This window comes from Flavobacterium sp. WC2416 (assembly GCF_041200095.1).
Classification (GTDB): domain Bacteria; phylum Bacteroidota; class Bacteroidia; order Flavobacteriales; family Flavobacteriaceae; genus Flavobacterium.
Window position 1 is genome coordinate 2,793,274 of the sequence record NZ_CP165626.1, and the last position, 18,075, is coordinate 2,811,348.

The window sequence follows — 18,075 nt, forward strand, 5'->3', positions numbered from 1 at the left end:
CAAAGCTCTTGAGTAGCTGAGTTACAAAGTTTCTAAAACTTTGAGACTTTGTAACTATTCAACTTTCAGACTCAATAAAAACCTTTGCAACTTTGCATCTCTGCAACTTTGAACCTAAAAAAAAACATATGTTAATCGATTTAACCGAAGATACTTTAGCTGATTTAGTAAACCAAAACAATAAAGTTGTTGTTCAATTTTCGGCTTCATGGTGTGGTAATTGCCGAATCATGAAACCAAAATTTAAAAAATTAGCGACTGAAAATGAAGCAATCACTTTTGTACTAGTAGATGCCGAAAATTCACCAGAATCAAGAAAACTAGCTAACGTGAGTAACTTACCAACTTTTGCAACTTTTGTTGACGGTAAACTGGTAAATGAAACGCAAACAAATAAACAAGAAGCACTAATTGAATTAGTGAATGAAATTGTTTAATTTTTTTGTTTAAATTTTATCGCTTCCAGATTTTGTCAACCTGTTTACTATTAAGCGCAATAACAATTTCCAAACAAGCTAAAACTTTAAACTTTTAAAACTTTAAACCTTAAACTAAAAGAAAAAAATGAAATTACCTGTAATAAAGCATCTAACCCAATTTATAGAAGATAACGATCAAGATTATATCATAGAAACGATTGATGTTCTAGAAGCAATGACAGAGATTCCTTCATTGAAAGACGAAGAATTAGATGTTATAGGAGAACTAATTTCGAATATGTACGGCGCTATTGAAGTACACAAAATGATTAAAAATGGGACTGATAAAAAAGAAGCACTAAACACTTTTATGAAAAGAGTACTAGGTTCTATAGATAAATAAAATCAATTCTTTACAAAATAATCAAAAAAACGCACTTAGAAATAAGTGCGTTTTTTTCGTTTAAAAGATATTGTCCCTAAAAGACATTCGGGTACAACAGTTTGCAATTGTTCTAAAATCTTAGCGCTTAAAACCTAATTCTTAAATAATTTTCATACTTTTGAACCTTAACAAAAAACAAAAAAAATGGCTTCAATTACATTAGGAGGAAATCCAATACATACATCAGGTGAATTACCAAAAGTAGGAACTAAATTAGCTGATTTCAAATTAATACAAAACGACCTTTCAGTAGCTTCATTAGGTAGTTTTGCTGGAAAAAAATTAGTCTTTAATATTTTCCCTAGTATAGATACAGGAACTTGTGCAACATCTGTTAGAAAATTTAACGAAAGTGCAGCAAAATTAGACAACACAGCTGTTTTATGTATTTCAAGAGATTTACCATTTGCTCAAAAACGTTTTTGTGGAGCTGAAGGAATTGAAAATGTTGTTAACTTATCTGACTTTCAAGCAGGAGATTTTGGTAAAGCAAATGGTTTAGAAATTGTTGACGGTCCATTGGCTGGTTTACACTCTAGAGCACTTATAGTAACGGATGCTGATGGAACTATCCTTCATACAGAACAAGTTGGCGAAATTGCTGATGAACCAAATTACGAAGCTGCATTAGCAGTACTATAATAAGAAATTAATGGAGTTTCAAAAAGACAATACTTTCTTTACGGGAAGATTAAAAAGCGTTACTTATGCTTTCAAAGGAGCAGTAAAATTAATTAGTACGGAACACAGTATAATGGTTCAATTTTCCATTGGAATCTTGTTGACTGTTGCTGGTTTTTACTTTGGTATTTCATCAACAGAATGGCTTTTTCAAACTATGGCCATCGGTTTAGTAATGAGCATTGAAGGATTAAATACTGCTGTAGAAAAAATAGCAGATTTTATTCATCCTAATTATCATGAAAGAATTGGTTTCATAAAAGACATTGCTGCTGGTGCTGTATTTTTTGCAGCTATTACAGCAATAATAATCGGTTTAATCATATACATGCCTCGATTTCTATAGGCATAAGACAACCCAGAATGGCAAAAACAACAAAAAAAGAACCTGTAGACAAGAAGAGTAATCCAAAAACTAAAGTTGGAAAATCATGGGAATTAACGAAACAACACAAAATTGTTTTGGGGAGTTTACTTATATTATTTTCTATAGCTTTACTAGTTGCTTTTATTTCCTTTTACCTCCATGGACAAGAAGATCAAAGTGCAGTTTCTCAACTGACAGATCGCTCTGAAGTTGTCCAAAATTGGTTAGGAAAATTTGGTGCTTATTTAGCTGATTTTATTGTTTACAGAGGTTTTGGTTTGGCTTCCTTCCTATTTGTCCGTTTGTTTTTCTTAACAGGTATTTATTTAATTGTAGGTATCTCAGCTAGAAAATTGAAAGGAATTTGGTTTTGGGATTTATTTGCCCTTATCATTGTTTCTATATTATTTGGTTTTTTTGCCACATCATTACCTGAACTGGGAGGAACAGTAGGGTACGAATTGAATTTATTTTTACAAGATTATATTGGAAAAACAGGAACCCTACTTACTTTACTTTTTGGGCTGATTATTTATGTGATTTTTAAAATTAAATTATCGCCTGAAAAAATCATGTCCTTTTTTGAAAATACCAAAAAAGAAATAAAAACGGATTTAAACACAGCTCCAACAACTAAAGGTGAAAGTGCTTACAACCTAGAAGAGTTTGCCGTTGCTGAAGAAAATGGATTAGAAAATATCGAATTAAAACCAAAAGCGTCCCAATTCGAAATTAATAAAGAAGCATTGAAACCAACCATTTCACATTCTTCCGAAATCAATTTGGACCCTGTTTTGAAACCAAATCCAGTTCAATCCAAACCTATTGAAGAAATACCTTTAGATACCTTTGTTGTTGAAACAGCACCAGAGGAAGATCTTATCGAAGAAAATCTAGCTTCAAGATTGGTTTCTGACTTTGGACTATTTGATCCTACTTTGGATTTATCCAATTACAAATACCCAACAATCGATTTATTAAAAGAATATTCAACTGGAGGAATTACAATCAATCAGGAAGAATTAGAAGAAAATAAAAATCGAATTGTTGATACATTACGCAATTACAAAATTGAGATTGCACAAATTAAAGCAACTGTTGGACCATCGGTAACTTTATATGAAATAGTTCCAGAGGCTGGAATTAGAATTTCGAAAATTAAAAACCTAGAAGACGATATTGCTTTATCACTATCGGCATTAGGGATTCGTATCATTGCTCCTATTCCTGGAAAAGGAACAATAGGTATCGAAGTTCCAAATAAGAATCCAACTATGGTTTCTATGAAAAGTGTTATTGGTTCCGCTAAATTTCAAGAAGCCGAAATGGAGTTGCCAATTGCTTTAGGAAAAACAATTTCTAACGAAACATTTGTTGTCGATCTAGCCAAAATGCCCCATTTATTGATGGCAGGTGCTACTGGACAAGGAAAATCTGTTGGTTTAAATGCAGTTCTTACTTCATTATTATACAAAAAACATCCAGCAGAAGTTAAATTTGTTTTGGTTGACCCTAAAAAAGTAGAGCTAACTTTATTTAATAAAATTGAAAGACATTACCTCGCTAAACTTCCTGATACTGATGATGCAATTATTACAGATAATGCTAAAGTAGTAAACACTTTGAATTCTCTTTGTGTGGAAATGGACAATCGCTATTCTTTATTAAAAGATGCTATGGTCCGTAACATCAAAGAATACAATGATAAATTCAAAGCTAGAAAATTAAATCCTGAAAATGGACACCGTTTTTTACCTTACATCGTTTTGGTGGTGGATGAATTTGCCGATTTGATTATGACAGCAGGAAAAGAGGTTGAAGTACCTATTGCTCGTTTGGCTCAATTGGCACGTGCTATTGGAATCCATTTAATTATTGCCACTCAAAGACCGTCAGTAAATGTAATTACAGGTTTGATAAAAGCCAACTTTCCTGCTAGAATCGCTTTTCGAGTAACATCGAAGATAGATTCAAGAACAATTTTGGACACACAAGGAGCAGATCAATTGATTGGACGTGGAGACATGCTTTACACCAATGGGAATGATGTGGTCCGTGTACAGTGTGCTTTTATTGATACACCCGAAGTAGAAAAAATAACTGATTTTATAGGTTCACAAAAGGCATATGCTACCGCTTATTTACTTCCTGAGTTTGTGGGAGAGGAAAGTGGCATTAATCTTGATATGGATATATCCGATAGAGATACTTTGTTTAGAGAAGCGGCCGAAATCATTGTGAATGCACAACAAGGCTCAGCATCATTGTTACAAAGAAAACTAAAATTGGGTTACAACAGAGCCGGCCGATTAATTGATCAACTTGAGGCAGCTGGAATTGTAGGACCCTTTGAAGGAAGTAAAGCACGTAGTGTTAACATTCTAGACATGAGTTCTCTTGATCAATTTTTTAACAATGAACAAAACAATTAAAATTATGAAAACATTTATTCAAATTGCATTTATATTTCTTTTTAGCTTTTCGATACAAGCACAAGACAAAAAGGCAAAAGACCTTTTAGATCAAGTGACTGCAAAAGTAAAAAGTTATGATAATATTGTAATTGATTTTAAATATTCTTTAAATAACGCAAAAGAAAATATCAATCAAGACAGTAAAGGAAATGTAACGATGAAAAACAACCAATATGTGTTGAATTTCATGGGAATTACCAAGATTTTTGATGGAAGAAAAACGTATACTATTGTTCCTGAAGATGAAGAAATTACTATTTCAAATGTAAATGAAAAAGACGATAGTGCCATTACTCCTTCAAAAATGCTTACTTTTTTCAATAGTGGCTACAGGTATTCAATGGATGCATTGCAAGATGTAAGAGGACGAAAAATTCAATATATCAAATTGATTCCTACCAATTCAAGAGATCAAAGAAAAGAAATCCTATTGGGAATTGATGTGCAAACAAAACACATCTATAATTTGATTGAAATGGGTAAAAAAGGAACAAAAACTACTTTAACCGTTAATTCTTTTAAAACCAACCAACCTTTGTCAAAAAATCAATTTATCTTTGCCGAAAGTAAATATCCAAATTACTACATCAATAAATTAGATTAAATTATTAGGTGAAAATTCTTGACAAATACTTATTAAAAACATTCTTGATTACATTTGCTACGGTATTTGTAATCTTGTTTTTTATATTCATACTGCAAACAGTTTGGCTATTCATAGCGGAACTAGCTGGTAAGGATTTGGATTTTGCATTAGTTATAAAATTTCTTTTATTCTCGATGCCTCGAATCATACCGTTGGTATTACCCCTATCTATTTTATTGGCTTCCATAATGAGTTTTGGAAACCTAGCCGAAAACTACGAGTTTGCTGCAATGAAATCTTCGGGGATTTCACTACAAAGAGCCATGAGAGGCTTGACTATTTTTATTTTGTTACTCAGTGTGGTTGCCTTCTTTTTTGCTAATAATGTGATTCCGTATGCCGAATATAAATTTATAAACTTTAGAAAAAACATTGCACAAGTAAAACCTGCAATGGCAATTACTGAAGGCCAGTTTAGCGATGTTGGTTTTTACAACATTAAGGTAAATAAAAAATCAGGGAAAGACGGAAATACTTTAACGGGAATTACTATTCATAAAAAATCAAATATTGGTGATGGTAGCAAAACCGTAATCAAGGCAAGAGATGGTGAACTGATTAGTAGCGAAAAATCCAGTATTCTACAACTGGTACTCAACAACGGAAATTATTATGAAGATCTGATTCCTAAAAAATATGAAGATCGAAACAAATTACCATTTGCGAAAAGCTCTTTTAAAAAATACACCATCAATATTGATTTATCACAATTGAACAAGGTTAACGTTGACGAAAACAATATCGCCAACACAAATACGATGTTGACTTTAAGTGAGTTAAACTATACTTTGGATTCTTTGAAAAAAAATTATAAAACGGAGATTATTTCTTATTCTGAAAATATAAATCTAAGAACTGGAATATCAAGTAATAACATTTATAATGATAAAGCGGAGCCAAAAAGCAAAAAAATACCTGATAACATTTTGTCCTTGTATACCAATGAACAAAAATCAGAAATTTTAAAAATTGCAAGCAGCAATGTCGTTAGCACCAATTATTCAATTGATGCTACCAAAGTAAATTTGGAAAACAAACAAAAAAACATCAACAATCACGTGCTGGCATTCTATGATAAGTTTGTAATTGCATACGCCTGTTTGATGATGTTTTTTATAGGTGCTCCACTAGGTGCCATCATCAGAAAAGGGGGACTTGGACTTCCAATCATCTTTGCTGTATTAATATTCATATCCTTTCACTTTATAAATACTTTTGGAAAAAGAATAGCCCAAGAAAACGGAATGTCTCCTTTTATGGGAGCCTGGATGTCGTCCTTTATTCTTACCCCATTAGCCATATTATTAACCTATAGGGCCACAAATGATATTGGATTAATAAACATGGATGTGATATTATCCCCCATTCAAAAAATATTTAAAAAATTATTTCCCTCTAAAAAATAAAAACCAATCATGGTCAAAAATAAAATACACCTCAATACAATTGAAGAAGCAATTGAAGATATCCGTCAAGGAAAAATAATCATTGTTGTTGATGATGAAGACAGAGAAAATGAAGGTGATTTCTTGGCTGCTGCCGAAAAGGTAACTCCAGAAATGATCAACTTTATGGCTACACATGGACGTGGATTAATATGCGCTCCATTAACCGAAAGTCGTTGTAAAGAATTAGGATTGCATGTAATGGTTACCAATAATACGGATCCAATGGAAACTGCCTTTACTGTTTCAGTAGATTTAAGAGGAAACGGCGTAACTACAGGAATATCTGCTGCAGATAGAGCCAAAACCGTTTTATCACTTATCGATTCTAATACAAAACCACATGATTTAGCAAGACCCGGTCATATATTCCCTTTAATTGCAAAACAAGGTGGTGTACTAAGACGAACTGGTCATACTGAAGCTGCAATTGATTTTGCTAGACTAGCCGGATTTAAATCGGCTGGAGTTATCGTAGAGATCATGAATGAAGATGGTACAATGGCAAGATTACCACAATTAGTAAAAGTGGCGAAAAAATTTGATTTGAAATTAGTTTCTATTGAGGCACTTGTTGCATACAGAATGCAACATGACAGTTTGATTGTGAAAAAAGATGATTTTGATATCCAAACCCGTTTTGGAACTTTCCGTCTACGCGCTTACGAACAAACTACCAACAAACAAATTCATATTGCTTTGACAAAAGGGAATTGGAATTTAGGCGAGGCTGTTTTAACAAGAATCAATTCGTCTCAAGTAAATAATGACTTATTAGGCACTTTGACTAATAATGCAGACCAACAATTGGATGATATGTTTAAAGTCATTAACGAGCAAGGAAAAGGCGCTGTAATCTTTATTAATCAGGATATGCAATCGGTAAATTTATTAAATCGTTTGGCTGAGTTAAAAACATTACAAGCAACAGGAGAAATAAAAGCACCAAAAATTAAGATTGACAGCAAAGATTTTGGTATTGGAGCACAAATTCTTCACGATATAGACATTTCTAAGATTCGTTTGGTCTCTAATACCGAGCAAGGAAAACGTGTTGGAATGATTGGTTACGGTCTTGAAATAACAGAATACGTCAGCTATTAGTGTTTATTTGTTTTATTTCTGAAAAATAATTTTTCTCTAAATCAAAGGAAATGAAACAATTAAAAAATACTTTCAAAAACAACTAAAATTTTTATCAAAATTGTTTTTGTAAACCGAATAGAGTGCTTATATTTGCACTCGCAATCAGTAAATGATAGCACAGACTGGAGAAATGGCAGAGCGGTCGAATGCGGCAGTCTTGAAAACTGTTGACTGTAACAGGTCCGGGGGTTCGAATCCCTCTTTCTCCGCCAGTAGAAATACTAAACGAAGCAAACCCTTCTAAATCTTATGATTTAGGAGGGTTTTTTCATTTACGGCAAATCAAATTATTCATTAAATCTCAAAACTTAGGTGTCTTTTGAGGTGTCACTGAAATTATATTTTTTAAGTGACACCTATCTCAAAAGTTACCAGTTCAACATTTGTTCAAATACCTTTTCACTATTTGAACATCTTGTTTGAAAGTATTACAAAGTTTAAATTTAATAATAACTAAAAGGTCACCAACCATGAACACAGCCGTATCCGTTCTCTTTTATATAAAGAGATCAAAAGTCAATAATGATGGCATCTGCCCTATTTATGTACGTGTCACAGTACAATCTAAACGATTTGAATTTAGTAGCAACAAATTTGTTAATCCTGAGAAATGGTCAAATGAAGGATCTAAAGTGAAGGGAAACAATGAAGAGACTCGTTCAATAAACAGTCACCTTGAATATTTAAAATCTAAAATTTTAGAAGCTGAGAAAAAATTATACAAAAAGGATATTATTATAACTTCTGAAAATCTAAAGAATGAAATTTTTGATCTCAACGACAACCAACGAATGCTTATCCCCATTTTCAAGGATCACAACAACAAAATCAAAGAATTGGTTGGTAAAGAATATGCACCAGGAACATTAGAGCGCTATACCACCTCTCTAAAGCATACTATCGACTTCCTGCAATGGAAATACAAGGCTTCAGATATAGACATTAACAAAATAGATCATGCTTTCATTACAGATTATGAATTCTATCTAAGAAGCGTTCGTAATTGCGCCAATAACACTGCCGTAAAATACATCAAGAACTTCAATAAAATAATCAAGATTTGCATAGCTAACCATTGGATAGAAAGAAATCCGTTTGCCAACTACAAATCGAAAGTCAAAGAAGTAGAAAGAGTCTATTTATCCGAAGACGAAATCCAAAATATAATCAACAAAGATTTCAAAACAGAACGATTATCACTAGTGCGGGATATCTTCCTTTTTAGCTGCTTTACAGGTTTAGCATACATTGATGTCAAAAACTTAACAAAATCGCATATAAGCCTTGGAATCGATGGGGAGAAATGGATATTCACCCACCGTCAGAAAACAGAAGCAGCTTCAAAAATTCCAATCCTTCCAATTACACAAATGATCATTGATAAATATGAGGACCATCCAGAAAGTTGCAATCAAAACAAACTGCTTCCTATTTTGAGCAATCAAAAAATGAATGCCTATTTAAAAGAAATTGCAGGTGTTTGTGAAATCGAAAAAGAACTAACATTTCACATTGCCCGACATACTTTTGCGACGACTGTAACACTTACGAATGGTGTACCCATAGAAAGTGTGAGTAAAATGCTAGGACATAAAAACATAAGAACTACGCAGCACTATGCTAAAATATTAGATAAAAAAGTGAGTGAGGATATGGAGTTATTAAAATCTAAATTGGGTAATTTTAAACAGAATGTCTCGAATGGAACTAATTCACGAAGTGGCCTTTGAGAATCATTAGTCTACATGTTTGTTATTTCAAACAAGTAAGTCAATTTTGTCTGAAATAACAATCAAATAAAGCAATCTATCTGTTCTAAGTTTCAAAAGCTACTTGAACACATAAGAAAAAACATAAAAAGTAAAATTACAATGTTAAGTTTAATTTATCGAAAAGAATGCGATTCCTTTGTTTTGCATCATTTATAACTTTAGTAAATGGTAATACTTCTATGTAAGCTTTATAATGGGCCGTATCGTAAAACTTAAAATAACCCATTCCATCTGCGGTTGGAGTATAGCTTTCTTCTGATAAAATATATAGTAAAGTTTCAGTTATATCAGCAACGATATAGCAGTAAAAAGGGGTATTATTTTTGGCTTCTATTGGTCTACCTTTAATCTTAGTATTCCCATCGATAGTTTCTCTTATGTATCTCCTTACTTGAAATGTTGGATCTTTTGCGGGATCACCATAAACATAATCATTTCTTCCAGGCTTTTTAAATTCAACAATCGTAAATGACTCAAATGGCGTTTTACTCTCTGAAAACAATGTGGCTTTATCGAAAACTTCTTCTTTTTTAATAATTAGATCTACTCTCTCTCTAGAATCAGAATTTAATGAACTTACTTGTTTAAATAATTTATCTGATGCAAGAAGCGAATTAAAAGTCAATCTTTCATCAAGAAGCCACAAGTTTTGTTTTTCCGAAACAACTGTTTGTCCGGTTTCTCTAATTGGAAAAAACAAACTATGAATTGTATCTTCATCAATGAACTTTTTATCATCGTCCCAACCTAACAAATTATCCAGTAAATCGATTACAGACCTTCTATGAATAACATATCTAGCTAAGTCAGATTGACCAATTTCATTAAACTCAAGTAAAAATTTTTCATACAAGGCCTTATATTGTTCAAGCGAGGTAACATCTTTCTTTTTTTCTATAATGTCTAAGCCATCTTCTTTAACTTTTTTTCTCCATTCTGATTCTATTTCATATAATTTGATATCTAATTCATTCTTGTTCAATCCAGCAGGAAGTTTTTCTACTTTTTCTCTATTATGATTGACAACGGTGTTGTAGTTAGGAAATTCCTTTGCTATAATTGGTAAGTAAACATCTAACTTCTCTTTTCTTACTTTACTAAGTAAAACACTTAATAATTCTTCAATCACTTGCAATGCTCCTTTTCTGATTTTTGCCAATGAAACTTCTTGAGTATCAAATTCTTCACTATCATCTTCAATTAAAAAGTTAAAGCTAGTCCGTTCCTCATTTACATTTTTATTAAGAAATTCACCAACGACGAATACTTGAAAATAGAAGCCTTCCTCTAAAGCATTTTTAATTACATTTTTAAAATCAGAAATATATTTTGACAAACCTTCTTCTCTTACTGTCCTTTCGTGCGCACAAAAATGTAACTTATGACTTTTGGCCGTAAATGATTTCGAAATATATACTGAAAACTTATTTCCTTCTATATAAAAATCCTTCTGCAAAATTTCCTTTTCAAATTCTTGATTAAATAACTTTGTCAAGTTAATTTCAGCATTGTCTTGATTTTTTATTATTATTTCAGGCTGCTTTCCTTGAATATAATAAAGTTGAAAATGCGTGATAATCTGCCTAGCAATCTCGCGCGAAGAATTAGGAGTTTGTTTTTGGAATTCATTTTCATATTCACACAAAGTAATTTTTGTGCCTGATACACTTTTATCACTTTTTACATCTGCATAATTATCAAAACCGTCCTTTGATTTTTTATACTCAAATTTCCTATATCGAAATTCATCCTTTTCTATATAAATACTATCAATAATTAATTTTTTAAATGCTTTTAAACACACTAATCTTCCTATACCTTTTCCACCAATGTCTAACTTTTTTTCACTATCAAATTCTTGAAATGAAACAAAATTGTCATCATTTAGTCCTATTCCATTGTCAACAATGATAAAAGAATTTATTGGATATTGTTCTATATCCGAAACCTGCATTAATGCTGCTTCTTCGCCATTTCTAATAGCCTTAATAGATATCAAGCCCGTCAATGTATAATCTATGAGCTTTTTTTCATCAATTGCATGTATAGAATTACTTACAATCTCAAATAATGGAAGCAATGGTTTTGTCTTAGGTAAGTGTAATTTATTTACCCTATTTCTCAAATTTGTAGAAGACTGCGTTTGTAGCATAAAAAAACATTTGTTTCAAATTTAGAATTTAACTTTTACTTTTTGAGTATATCTAATCATTAATTTGTTTATTTCGTTCTAATAAATTTAAGTTTTCTTTAATCATAATCATATGTAACCGCATTTAATTGAGCTGTCGGATTGTAAGGTCTTCTTGAACCTGTCACTCTTCCTGTTTCTGAAATTAAGTGCAATTCGCGTTTTGCTCTTGAACAAATTACATATAACAATTTTTCAGCAGCTTTCGGAGTTGTTTCATTCCAATTTGGCAATTTTCCATGTAATAAGCCGAAAGAAATAACTGTATCAAATTCTTCTCCTTTTATCCCATGACAAGTATTCACAACAACACCTTCTTCATGTTTAAACATTTTCTTGAAACTTTCTATATCTTTTGCTAAATCAAAATCAGGATTTTCTAATCTTTTTTCAGCTCCTTGAAAGAACGTTTCCCAATGTATTTTTAGATGGTCATTATAATCTATATCTACTTCTAATTGTTTAAATAAATTAATAAAACATTCTTTTAAGTAAGCCAAACCATCATTTTCATTTGAACTGATGGTATTAGTAAGTTTTAATAATGCTTTAGATTTATGTGGAGTATCTTCAAACAATAAAACACCGAAATCATTTAGCTCATTTATAAGTTCAGTGGCCCACCTTTTTCTAGTTAAATAAGATTTTGGCGAAGGCGACACAAGAAATAATCTAGCAATTTTAAACCAAACATTTTCTTTATTTTTTAACAGAGGAGAAAGACCAACCGCATCAAAATTAACACTTGGCATTAGCGACTTTAACTTTCTTCCCATTGGAATCACCAAATACCAAGTGGGGGCAAGAACACAAATTTCATGTTCTGGAATACCTTCTGAAATTTTATCTCCAATTATTTTTACAATATACTTCACTAATTCATCTTTGTGAATAGCCTTATTGTATGTAATAATAGCTGAATCATTTGCATTTACACCTAGTGCCTTAATATCTATATCCGAAGTTTGAAAATTTCGATAATAATCGATTAATTGTTGATTACTCCTGTAATTTCCGGATAACTCCCTTTTAATAAATGCTGTACTAAATTCTAGTTGTATTTCTTTATGTGTTTTAGCCACTCCTCCTAAAGAACCATATATTGCCTGATCTGCATCACCAACTATAAACATTTTACATTTACCTGTTTTACCATGCATTATCTTAGCTAATATAGCGTATTGTAATTCTTGAGTATCTTGATATTCATCCACACAAATCAATTGAAACATATTTTTAAGCGTCTCTGATATTTTAGGAAATGAAGAAAGAAGTTTATACGAATAATGTAATATCTGATCAAAATCAATTAATTTATCAATCATAAGTAATTCATGATAATCATCAATAAGTGCTCTATTTATTATTTCTTCTTTCTCACCAGAAGCTAAATATCTCGTTGAAACGGAATCCCAAAAGCTTATATTATATTTTATCTTTAATTCACTAATTAGACTTTCTGAATTGTATTCATCAGAGATTGAAAATCCGTTTTTAAGTTCCCTCAGATAACACATATATGGTCTTAATATCCATTCTAGGCAGAATGAATGAATAGTACCCGCCCATAAATTAGTATCATCAGCATTCAGATCTCTAATTCTCTTTTTAATTTCATCTGCGGCTCTATTTGTAAATGTAACTGCTACTATAATTTTTTTAGGACTAGTCAGTCGTTCTAATTCATATGCAATCTTATAAGTAAGTGCACGAGTCTTGCCACTTCCTGGGCATGCTGTCAACAAAACACTTCCTTGCTCTGTTACTGCATCTCTTTGTTGCTCATTTAAACCTTTAAGCATTAATCCTATCTATTAATTTAGTCAAAACATCATCTGGTAACTTAGATTTAAAATATTGTATTGCTTCTGACTGGGTTCCACAAGAATTAAGCTCTTTTAATAAATTTTCGTAATCGGTATTATCATCTGAAAAATGTCTATCAATCAGTGATTTAGCCCTATACCTAGCTATTGATAGCAATGTCCCATTGTTAAAATTATGGCAAGAAAATACAATCGCATCCAAAATATAATCTGGAATTATTGTAATATTATCAATATTCTCAGAAACCATAATTGCGAACCAACCTTTCCCAAACTTTTCTGCTAGGCGCAAAACTTCCTTTCCTGATATAGCAATATCCTTATCTTTTAAAAGTTTTTCTATTCGTTTTTTATCAACATCTTTTTTATATTCCTTTTCAACTGTACTAATTATTTCCACAGTATTATCTGCCATTAAAAAGTCAACTTCAAAAGTATGTTTTGCATAAAATGGTTTTACAAAAATATTTTCTTTGCAATACTCGTCCAGTTTTTCTTTTCTTAACTTTCCTGATATTTCAGATTGCCTACAGGATTTTTCGTATTCTGAATCACCTATTAAGGGGTCAGGTAACTCGACAATTGAAATGTCATTATCTGTCAAAATACTACAATTTCTTTTTACTCTATCTTCATGGAATAATTGAGCAAGATTTTCAAAACCTGTACTTCCTATATTTATCAAAGAAATCCCAAGTTCATCTAAAGTAACTCCTAATACTTTTTTGATTAATGTAGGTATTAAAATATGTTCAGCATCTCCCTCAACCAATATAACACCTTTTGCAAATAATAAATTAGTTCTATTTGCATCTAAATATCTTTCCAATTTAATGACATTTTTATCGTCAAGATTGTTTGCGGGATCATAAACTTCAGTTCTTTTTCTTCCTTTCCCCAAAATATTCATTGAACCGATAGCACTTACTGATGAAATATGAGTAGAGTGTGTAGATATAAAAATTTGTGTTTTTTGATTGTCTAATTTTTGAAATAGGGTTTTCTGAATATGTGTATGTATGTGTGCCTCTGGTTCTTCAATTAATATAAAATTTGCTATCTTATTTTCCTTTTTTATTTTTTCAAATTCCAACAATTTAAGTGAAAGATATATAAGATTTGCGCCACCTAAGCTTAACTCCCATAGCCTTCCTTCATGATCTTCTTCATCAGAATCTCCAACCCATAATTTCAAAGACTGAAGCAATTTCTCCATTTCAGCAGGTAATTCAGATTTAATATTAACATTTGGTGCATATGTTTCACCAACAGTTTCTTTAATACTCTGCGAAATCCCTGTGGAGACTGCCTTTACTTCATCAAGGTTAGAAATATTATTATTTAATACTGTAACTTGCTCCTCTATCTCAACCTTTTTATCGATTGATATATTTTTTTCTTTATCTCTTAAGAGATTTAATAAAGGATTGTCTCTATATGAACGCAAATCGGATTCAACATCTCTAAGAGCTTTTGCAAATGTGCAAGCGAATTCATTTGGAATTGAAATACCATACATCTTTACTCCGTAAACATCAGTTTGTTCATTATCGGGATCTGGAAAAATAATTGAATCAAAATCACCTACATATTTAGAATAACTAGTATCATCTGAAAAATCAACATTTCCTCTGCCAGCAAAAACTGTTTCATAGTCATTTAATGAAATTCCTGCTAATACTTTTTCAAGATCTTCTTTTGATGCATTCAAATCCTCAGAAAGCTCAAAAAGAATACGTCGAATATCAATCCTCGGCCTAAAGAACATCGAATATGTACCTTTAGAATTATCGAAGTCATCTACAGTGCCAACTTTATGCATTGCAATTGACTGTGCCTCTTCACTGGAATCTAGTTCTTTAAATTCAATTTGGATAATAATCCAATTTCCTGCCCATTCACCTATAGATCGATTAAAATCGCTTTCATATAGTTTTGTTATTCTAGGCATACTTTCATCAACAAGTATCCTAATTGCGTGAAATAAGTTCGTCTTTCCACAACCATTCTCCCCAATAATGGTATTAACACCTTTATTGAAGTTTAATGATACATTCCGAAAGTTTCTAAAATTCCTTATTGATAGCTTTGATATATACATTTTAAATTATTTTTTGTCTTCACAGTTGTTCTTAATGCGTTAGGTTTTCATTTTTATCAATACTTCTTCTATCTTTCAGTATGACCTCTAACTTGCTTATACTCTCACTTTTTAATCAAAAAACTTGAGAATCATTCTCCAAACATACAAAACCATTTCTATTTTTCTTGATGCTTTTCCATATTATCAAAAATAAAAAAATTCATACATTTGTTCAATAGAAAACCCCTCAATAAATCCATTACTAATGAAAAAGCACATCCTAGTTACCATTCTATTCACTCTTTCCTTGTTACCAACCAAAGCTTTAGCATGGGGTAAAAATGGTCACGCTCTAGTTGCTGAAGTGGCTTTTAATTATTTGGATAAAAACACTAAAAAAATAGTTTTAGGATACTTAGATGGAATGACTATTGAAGACGCTGCCAATTGGATGGATAATATCAAAGATGACCATATTTACGATTATATGAAGCCATATCATTATGTAAACTTTGACAAAGGCGCTGAGGTGTTTGAAAGATCCGGAAGTAATATTATTTTCATTTTAAACCAAGCCATTAAAGAACTGCAAAACAATAAAAACCTCACTAAAGAAGAAATCAAAACCAAAATACTTATTATTTTCCATCTAGTAGGCGACCTACATCAGCCATTGCATGTGGGATATGGTTCAGATAAAGGAGGCAATACAATGCAGATTAATTATAAGGGTCAAGGTACAAACCTTCATTCCTTCTGGGATTCCGGTATTATTTATTACAGAAACATAGCTCTAAAAGACTGTTTAGGAGCCCAGTTTTCTAAGAAAGAAATGAACAAATTGCAAACAATTGATGTTATAGCTTGGTCAAAAGAATCCCGAAGCCTACTCGATACTATTTATAACACTGGAGGAGCAAAAATAAAAGATTATTATGTAACTCTAGTGCAATCACAATTCAATCACAAATCCAAAAAGCTGGCATTCGGTTAGCAGTAATATTAAATTCCGCTTTCAAGTTATAAGAAACAAACTTAAAACTAAGCGCAAAACCTGCAATAGCGCAAAACCTGTATTGTACGCTGCATTTTAGATTTAATACTAATAGTTAATATTTATACTTTGTTTAAACGTCGTTTTCCCAGTATCTCTAAAAGGTATATATGAGGACTGTCCTTTTACGCCTTCTGAGGAATATGGAAACCCAGTTTCAATTACTAAAACGCCATTCATTGAATTCTCAGTGAATATTATATTTGTAATGTAAATTTTATAATTACGTTCTCCTGACCATTTAGTTTCTTCATTAAAAGCAGGTACTTTTCGTTTAGATTGACCTAATGAGGAAGAATAATTATAATCATTATTTATAATGGACTTTTTTATTTTTTTTCCGTAAAATTTTTTGGAAAATTCAAGTCCATTAATGTTATCAACAGAAAATTCTCTTCTTCGCCAATTGTTTTGTTCGTCAAAACTGTCGGTAACTCTTTTAAGATTTAGTTGTCTAGATTCAGGTATTTTATCTCTCTCTAATTCTGTTTTAGTATCTAAAACATTAAATTTTATTGTTCCAACTAATTCAGAACTAAGAATTATTTTTCTTATTGCATCAATCTCAAATGATATACTTATAGGTTCAATTGTAAATTGCCCGATAACTCTAACCCCATTTACTTCAAATGTTTCTTTCGGTAATTTATTTATCTCTGTGTTAACAGAAATTATTTGATTAGCTTTAGGAAGTTTTAAACTAAAGGAACCTCTGTTATCATTAGTATTTAAAATTATTTGAACCTCTTTTTGTTTGTCTCTATAAAACGGGATGCTAATAAATTCAGAACTAATCTCATTGTTAAACAAAGTATTATCTACGCATTCTGCTCCTATTATAATAGGTTTTTTTAGTTTAACAGTATTTATACCAGCTGTAGGTTTCCATTTAAGTTTAAGAATAAAAAAATCATCACCTACATTGGTAATTTCACCAATTATATTGTTCTGTTCTTTAATTGTTGGAATTTGATTTGCTGTTTTCAATTTTATACATTCTAACCATACATCATATGCCTTTTCTTTGAGTGTTTTTTTATACAGATTTTGTTTGAATTCATTACTATAAAAATAAGAATCTCCTTTATCAATCGCATCGTAGAGCTTTTGATAATCTGTATCAGTAGTACTTGCATCAAATCCTACAGGAATACCATCAATTGGGAACTCTACACCTCCTCCAGCAGCAAATGAGGAAGCATATTCTCTAAAAGAAGAAGATTTAAGCCAAGTATGTATTTCCTTTACTGTTTTACCGGAATTATTAATATTTATTTCGTCTTGAAATTCAAGCGCTTTGTCGCAATCATTTTGACCATAAGCAGTAAACGTAATGATAAAGATTAGATATACAAGTTTTAAATTTTTCATGGCTTTGTAATTTATTAAAAATTTCTGTTAATAAATAAGTGGCGGGGCGGTTTCAATGTTGCGTACAACTTATTTATATACACAGTTATTTGAATGAGAACTAAGTATATCTGTTTATTTTTTTGTTGTATATACTCAACTCTGGCTGAGTTTTA

At 31.3% G+C, this 18,075-nt stretch carries 14 protein-coding genes and 1 tRNA gene; 11 read left to right on the forward strand and 4 right to left on the reverse strand.

The genetic code is table 11. From position 1 onward, the window contains the following. Positions 1-128: 128 nt before the first annotated feature. The 10 genes from AB3G39_RS11840 (at position 129) to AB3G39_RS11885 (ending at position 9,353) form a co-directional block, all read left to right on the forward strand. The gene (locus AB3G39_RS11840; protein ID WP_369765256.1) at positions 129-437 is read left to right on the forward strand and encodes a thioredoxin family protein; all 309 of its coding nucleotides are present in this window, start codon (positions 129-131) and stop codon (positions 435-437) included. Between the two features lie 127 nt (positions 438-564). Continuing rightward, a complete protein-coding gene (locus tag AB3G39_RS11845; RefSeq protein ID WP_367752527.1) occupies positions 565-822 on the forward strand; it encodes a hypothetical protein in 258 nt (85 codons plus the stop codon). A gap of 186 nt (positions 823-1,008) precedes the next feature. Further along, positions 1,009-1,506, forward strand: coding sequence for a thiol peroxidase (gene tpx, locus AB3G39_RS11850; RefSeq protein WP_367769211.1), 498 nt, complete (start codon positions 1,009-1,011; stop codon positions 1,504-1,506). A 10-nt stretch (positions 1,507-1,516) separates the two neighbouring features. Beyond that, on the forward strand, positions 1,517-1,891 hold the full coding sequence (locus tag AB3G39_RS11855) for a diacylglycerol kinase family protein (protein ID WP_369765257.1): 375 nt from the start codon (positions 1,517-1,519) through the stop codon (positions 1,889-1,891). 17 nt (positions 1,892-1,908) lie between these two features. Then, positions 1,909-4,344: a DNA translocase FtsK gene (locus AB3G39_RS11860; protein WP_369753588.1), complete on the forward strand. Its 2,436-nt coding sequence runs from the start codon at positions 1,909-1,911 to the stop codon at positions 4,342-4,344. A 4-nt stretch (positions 4,345-4,348) separates the two neighbouring features. Further along, positions 4,349-4,990, forward strand: a complete 642-nt coding sequence (locus AB3G39_RS11865; RefSeq protein ID WP_367752519.1) for an outer membrane lipoprotein carrier protein LolA — start codon at positions 4,349-4,351, stop codon at positions 4,988-4,990. Positions 4,991-4,998: 8 nt separating this feature from the next. Continuing rightward, positions 4,999-6,438, forward strand: a complete 1,440-nt coding sequence (locus AB3G39_RS11870) for an LptF/LptG family permease (protein WP_367769203.1) — start codon at positions 4,999-5,001, stop codon at positions 6,436-6,438. A gap of 9 nt (positions 6,439-6,447) precedes the next feature. Further along, positions 6,448-7,581, forward strand: coding sequence for a 3,4-dihydroxy-2-butanone-4-phosphate synthase (gene ribB / locus AB3G39_RS11875; RefSeq protein WP_367769201.1), 1,134 nt, complete (start codon positions 6,448-6,450; stop codon positions 7,579-7,581). A gap of 166 nt (positions 7,582-7,747) precedes the next feature. Beyond that, positions 7,748-7,835, forward strand: a tRNA-Ser gene (locus AB3G39_RS11880). 258 nt (positions 7,836-8,093) lie between these two features. After that, positions 8,094-9,353 carry a site-specific integrase gene (locus tag AB3G39_RS11885; protein ID WP_369753587.1) on the forward strand — a complete coding sequence of 420 codons (1,260 nt, stop codon included), beginning with the start codon at positions 8,094-8,096 and terminating at the stop codon, positions 9,351-9,353. A gap of 136 nt (positions 9,354-9,489) precedes the next feature. Here AB3G39_RS11885 and AB3G39_RS11890 read toward each other — a convergent pair whose 3' ends face one another. From AB3G39_RS11890 to AB3G39_RS11900, 3 genes are all read right to left on the reverse strand, one after another. Beyond that, positions 9,490-11,547: a hypothetical protein gene (locus AB3G39_RS11890; RefSeq protein WP_369753586.1), complete on the reverse strand. Its 2,058-nt coding sequence runs from the start codon at positions 11,545-11,547 to the stop codon at positions 9,490-9,492. 98 nt (positions 11,548-11,645) lie between these two features. Continuing rightward, the gene (locus AB3G39_RS11895) at positions 11,646-13,388 is read right to left on the reverse strand and encodes a UvrD-helicase domain-containing protein (protein WP_369753585.1); all 1,743 of its coding nucleotides are present in this window, start codon (positions 13,386-13,388) and stop codon (positions 11,646-11,648) included. Continuing rightward, on the reverse strand, positions 13,381-15,513 hold the full coding sequence (locus tag AB3G39_RS11900; RefSeq protein WP_369753584.1) for an ATP-dependent endonuclease: 2,133 nt from the start codon (positions 15,511-15,513) through the stop codon (positions 13,381-13,383). The genes AB3G39_RS11895 and AB3G39_RS11900 overlap by 8 nt, the downstream gene beginning before the upstream one ends. 247 nt (positions 15,514-15,760) lie before the next feature. Here AB3G39_RS11900 and AB3G39_RS11905 point away from each other — a divergent pair, with 247 nt between their 5' ends. Further along, entirely contained in the window at positions 15,761-16,489 is a 729-nt protein-coding gene (locus AB3G39_RS11905; RefSeq protein WP_369753583.1) for a S1/P1 nuclease, read from the forward strand. A 108-nt stretch (positions 16,490-16,597) separates the two neighbouring features. On the opposite strand, the gene AB3G39_RS11910 is transcribed toward AB3G39_RS11905, so the two are convergent. Then, positions 16,598-17,920, reverse strand: a complete 1,323-nt coding sequence (locus AB3G39_RS11910; RefSeq protein WP_369753582.1) for a hypothetical protein — start codon at positions 17,918-17,920, stop codon at positions 16,598-16,600. Positions 17,921-18,075 lie beyond the last annotated feature (155 nt).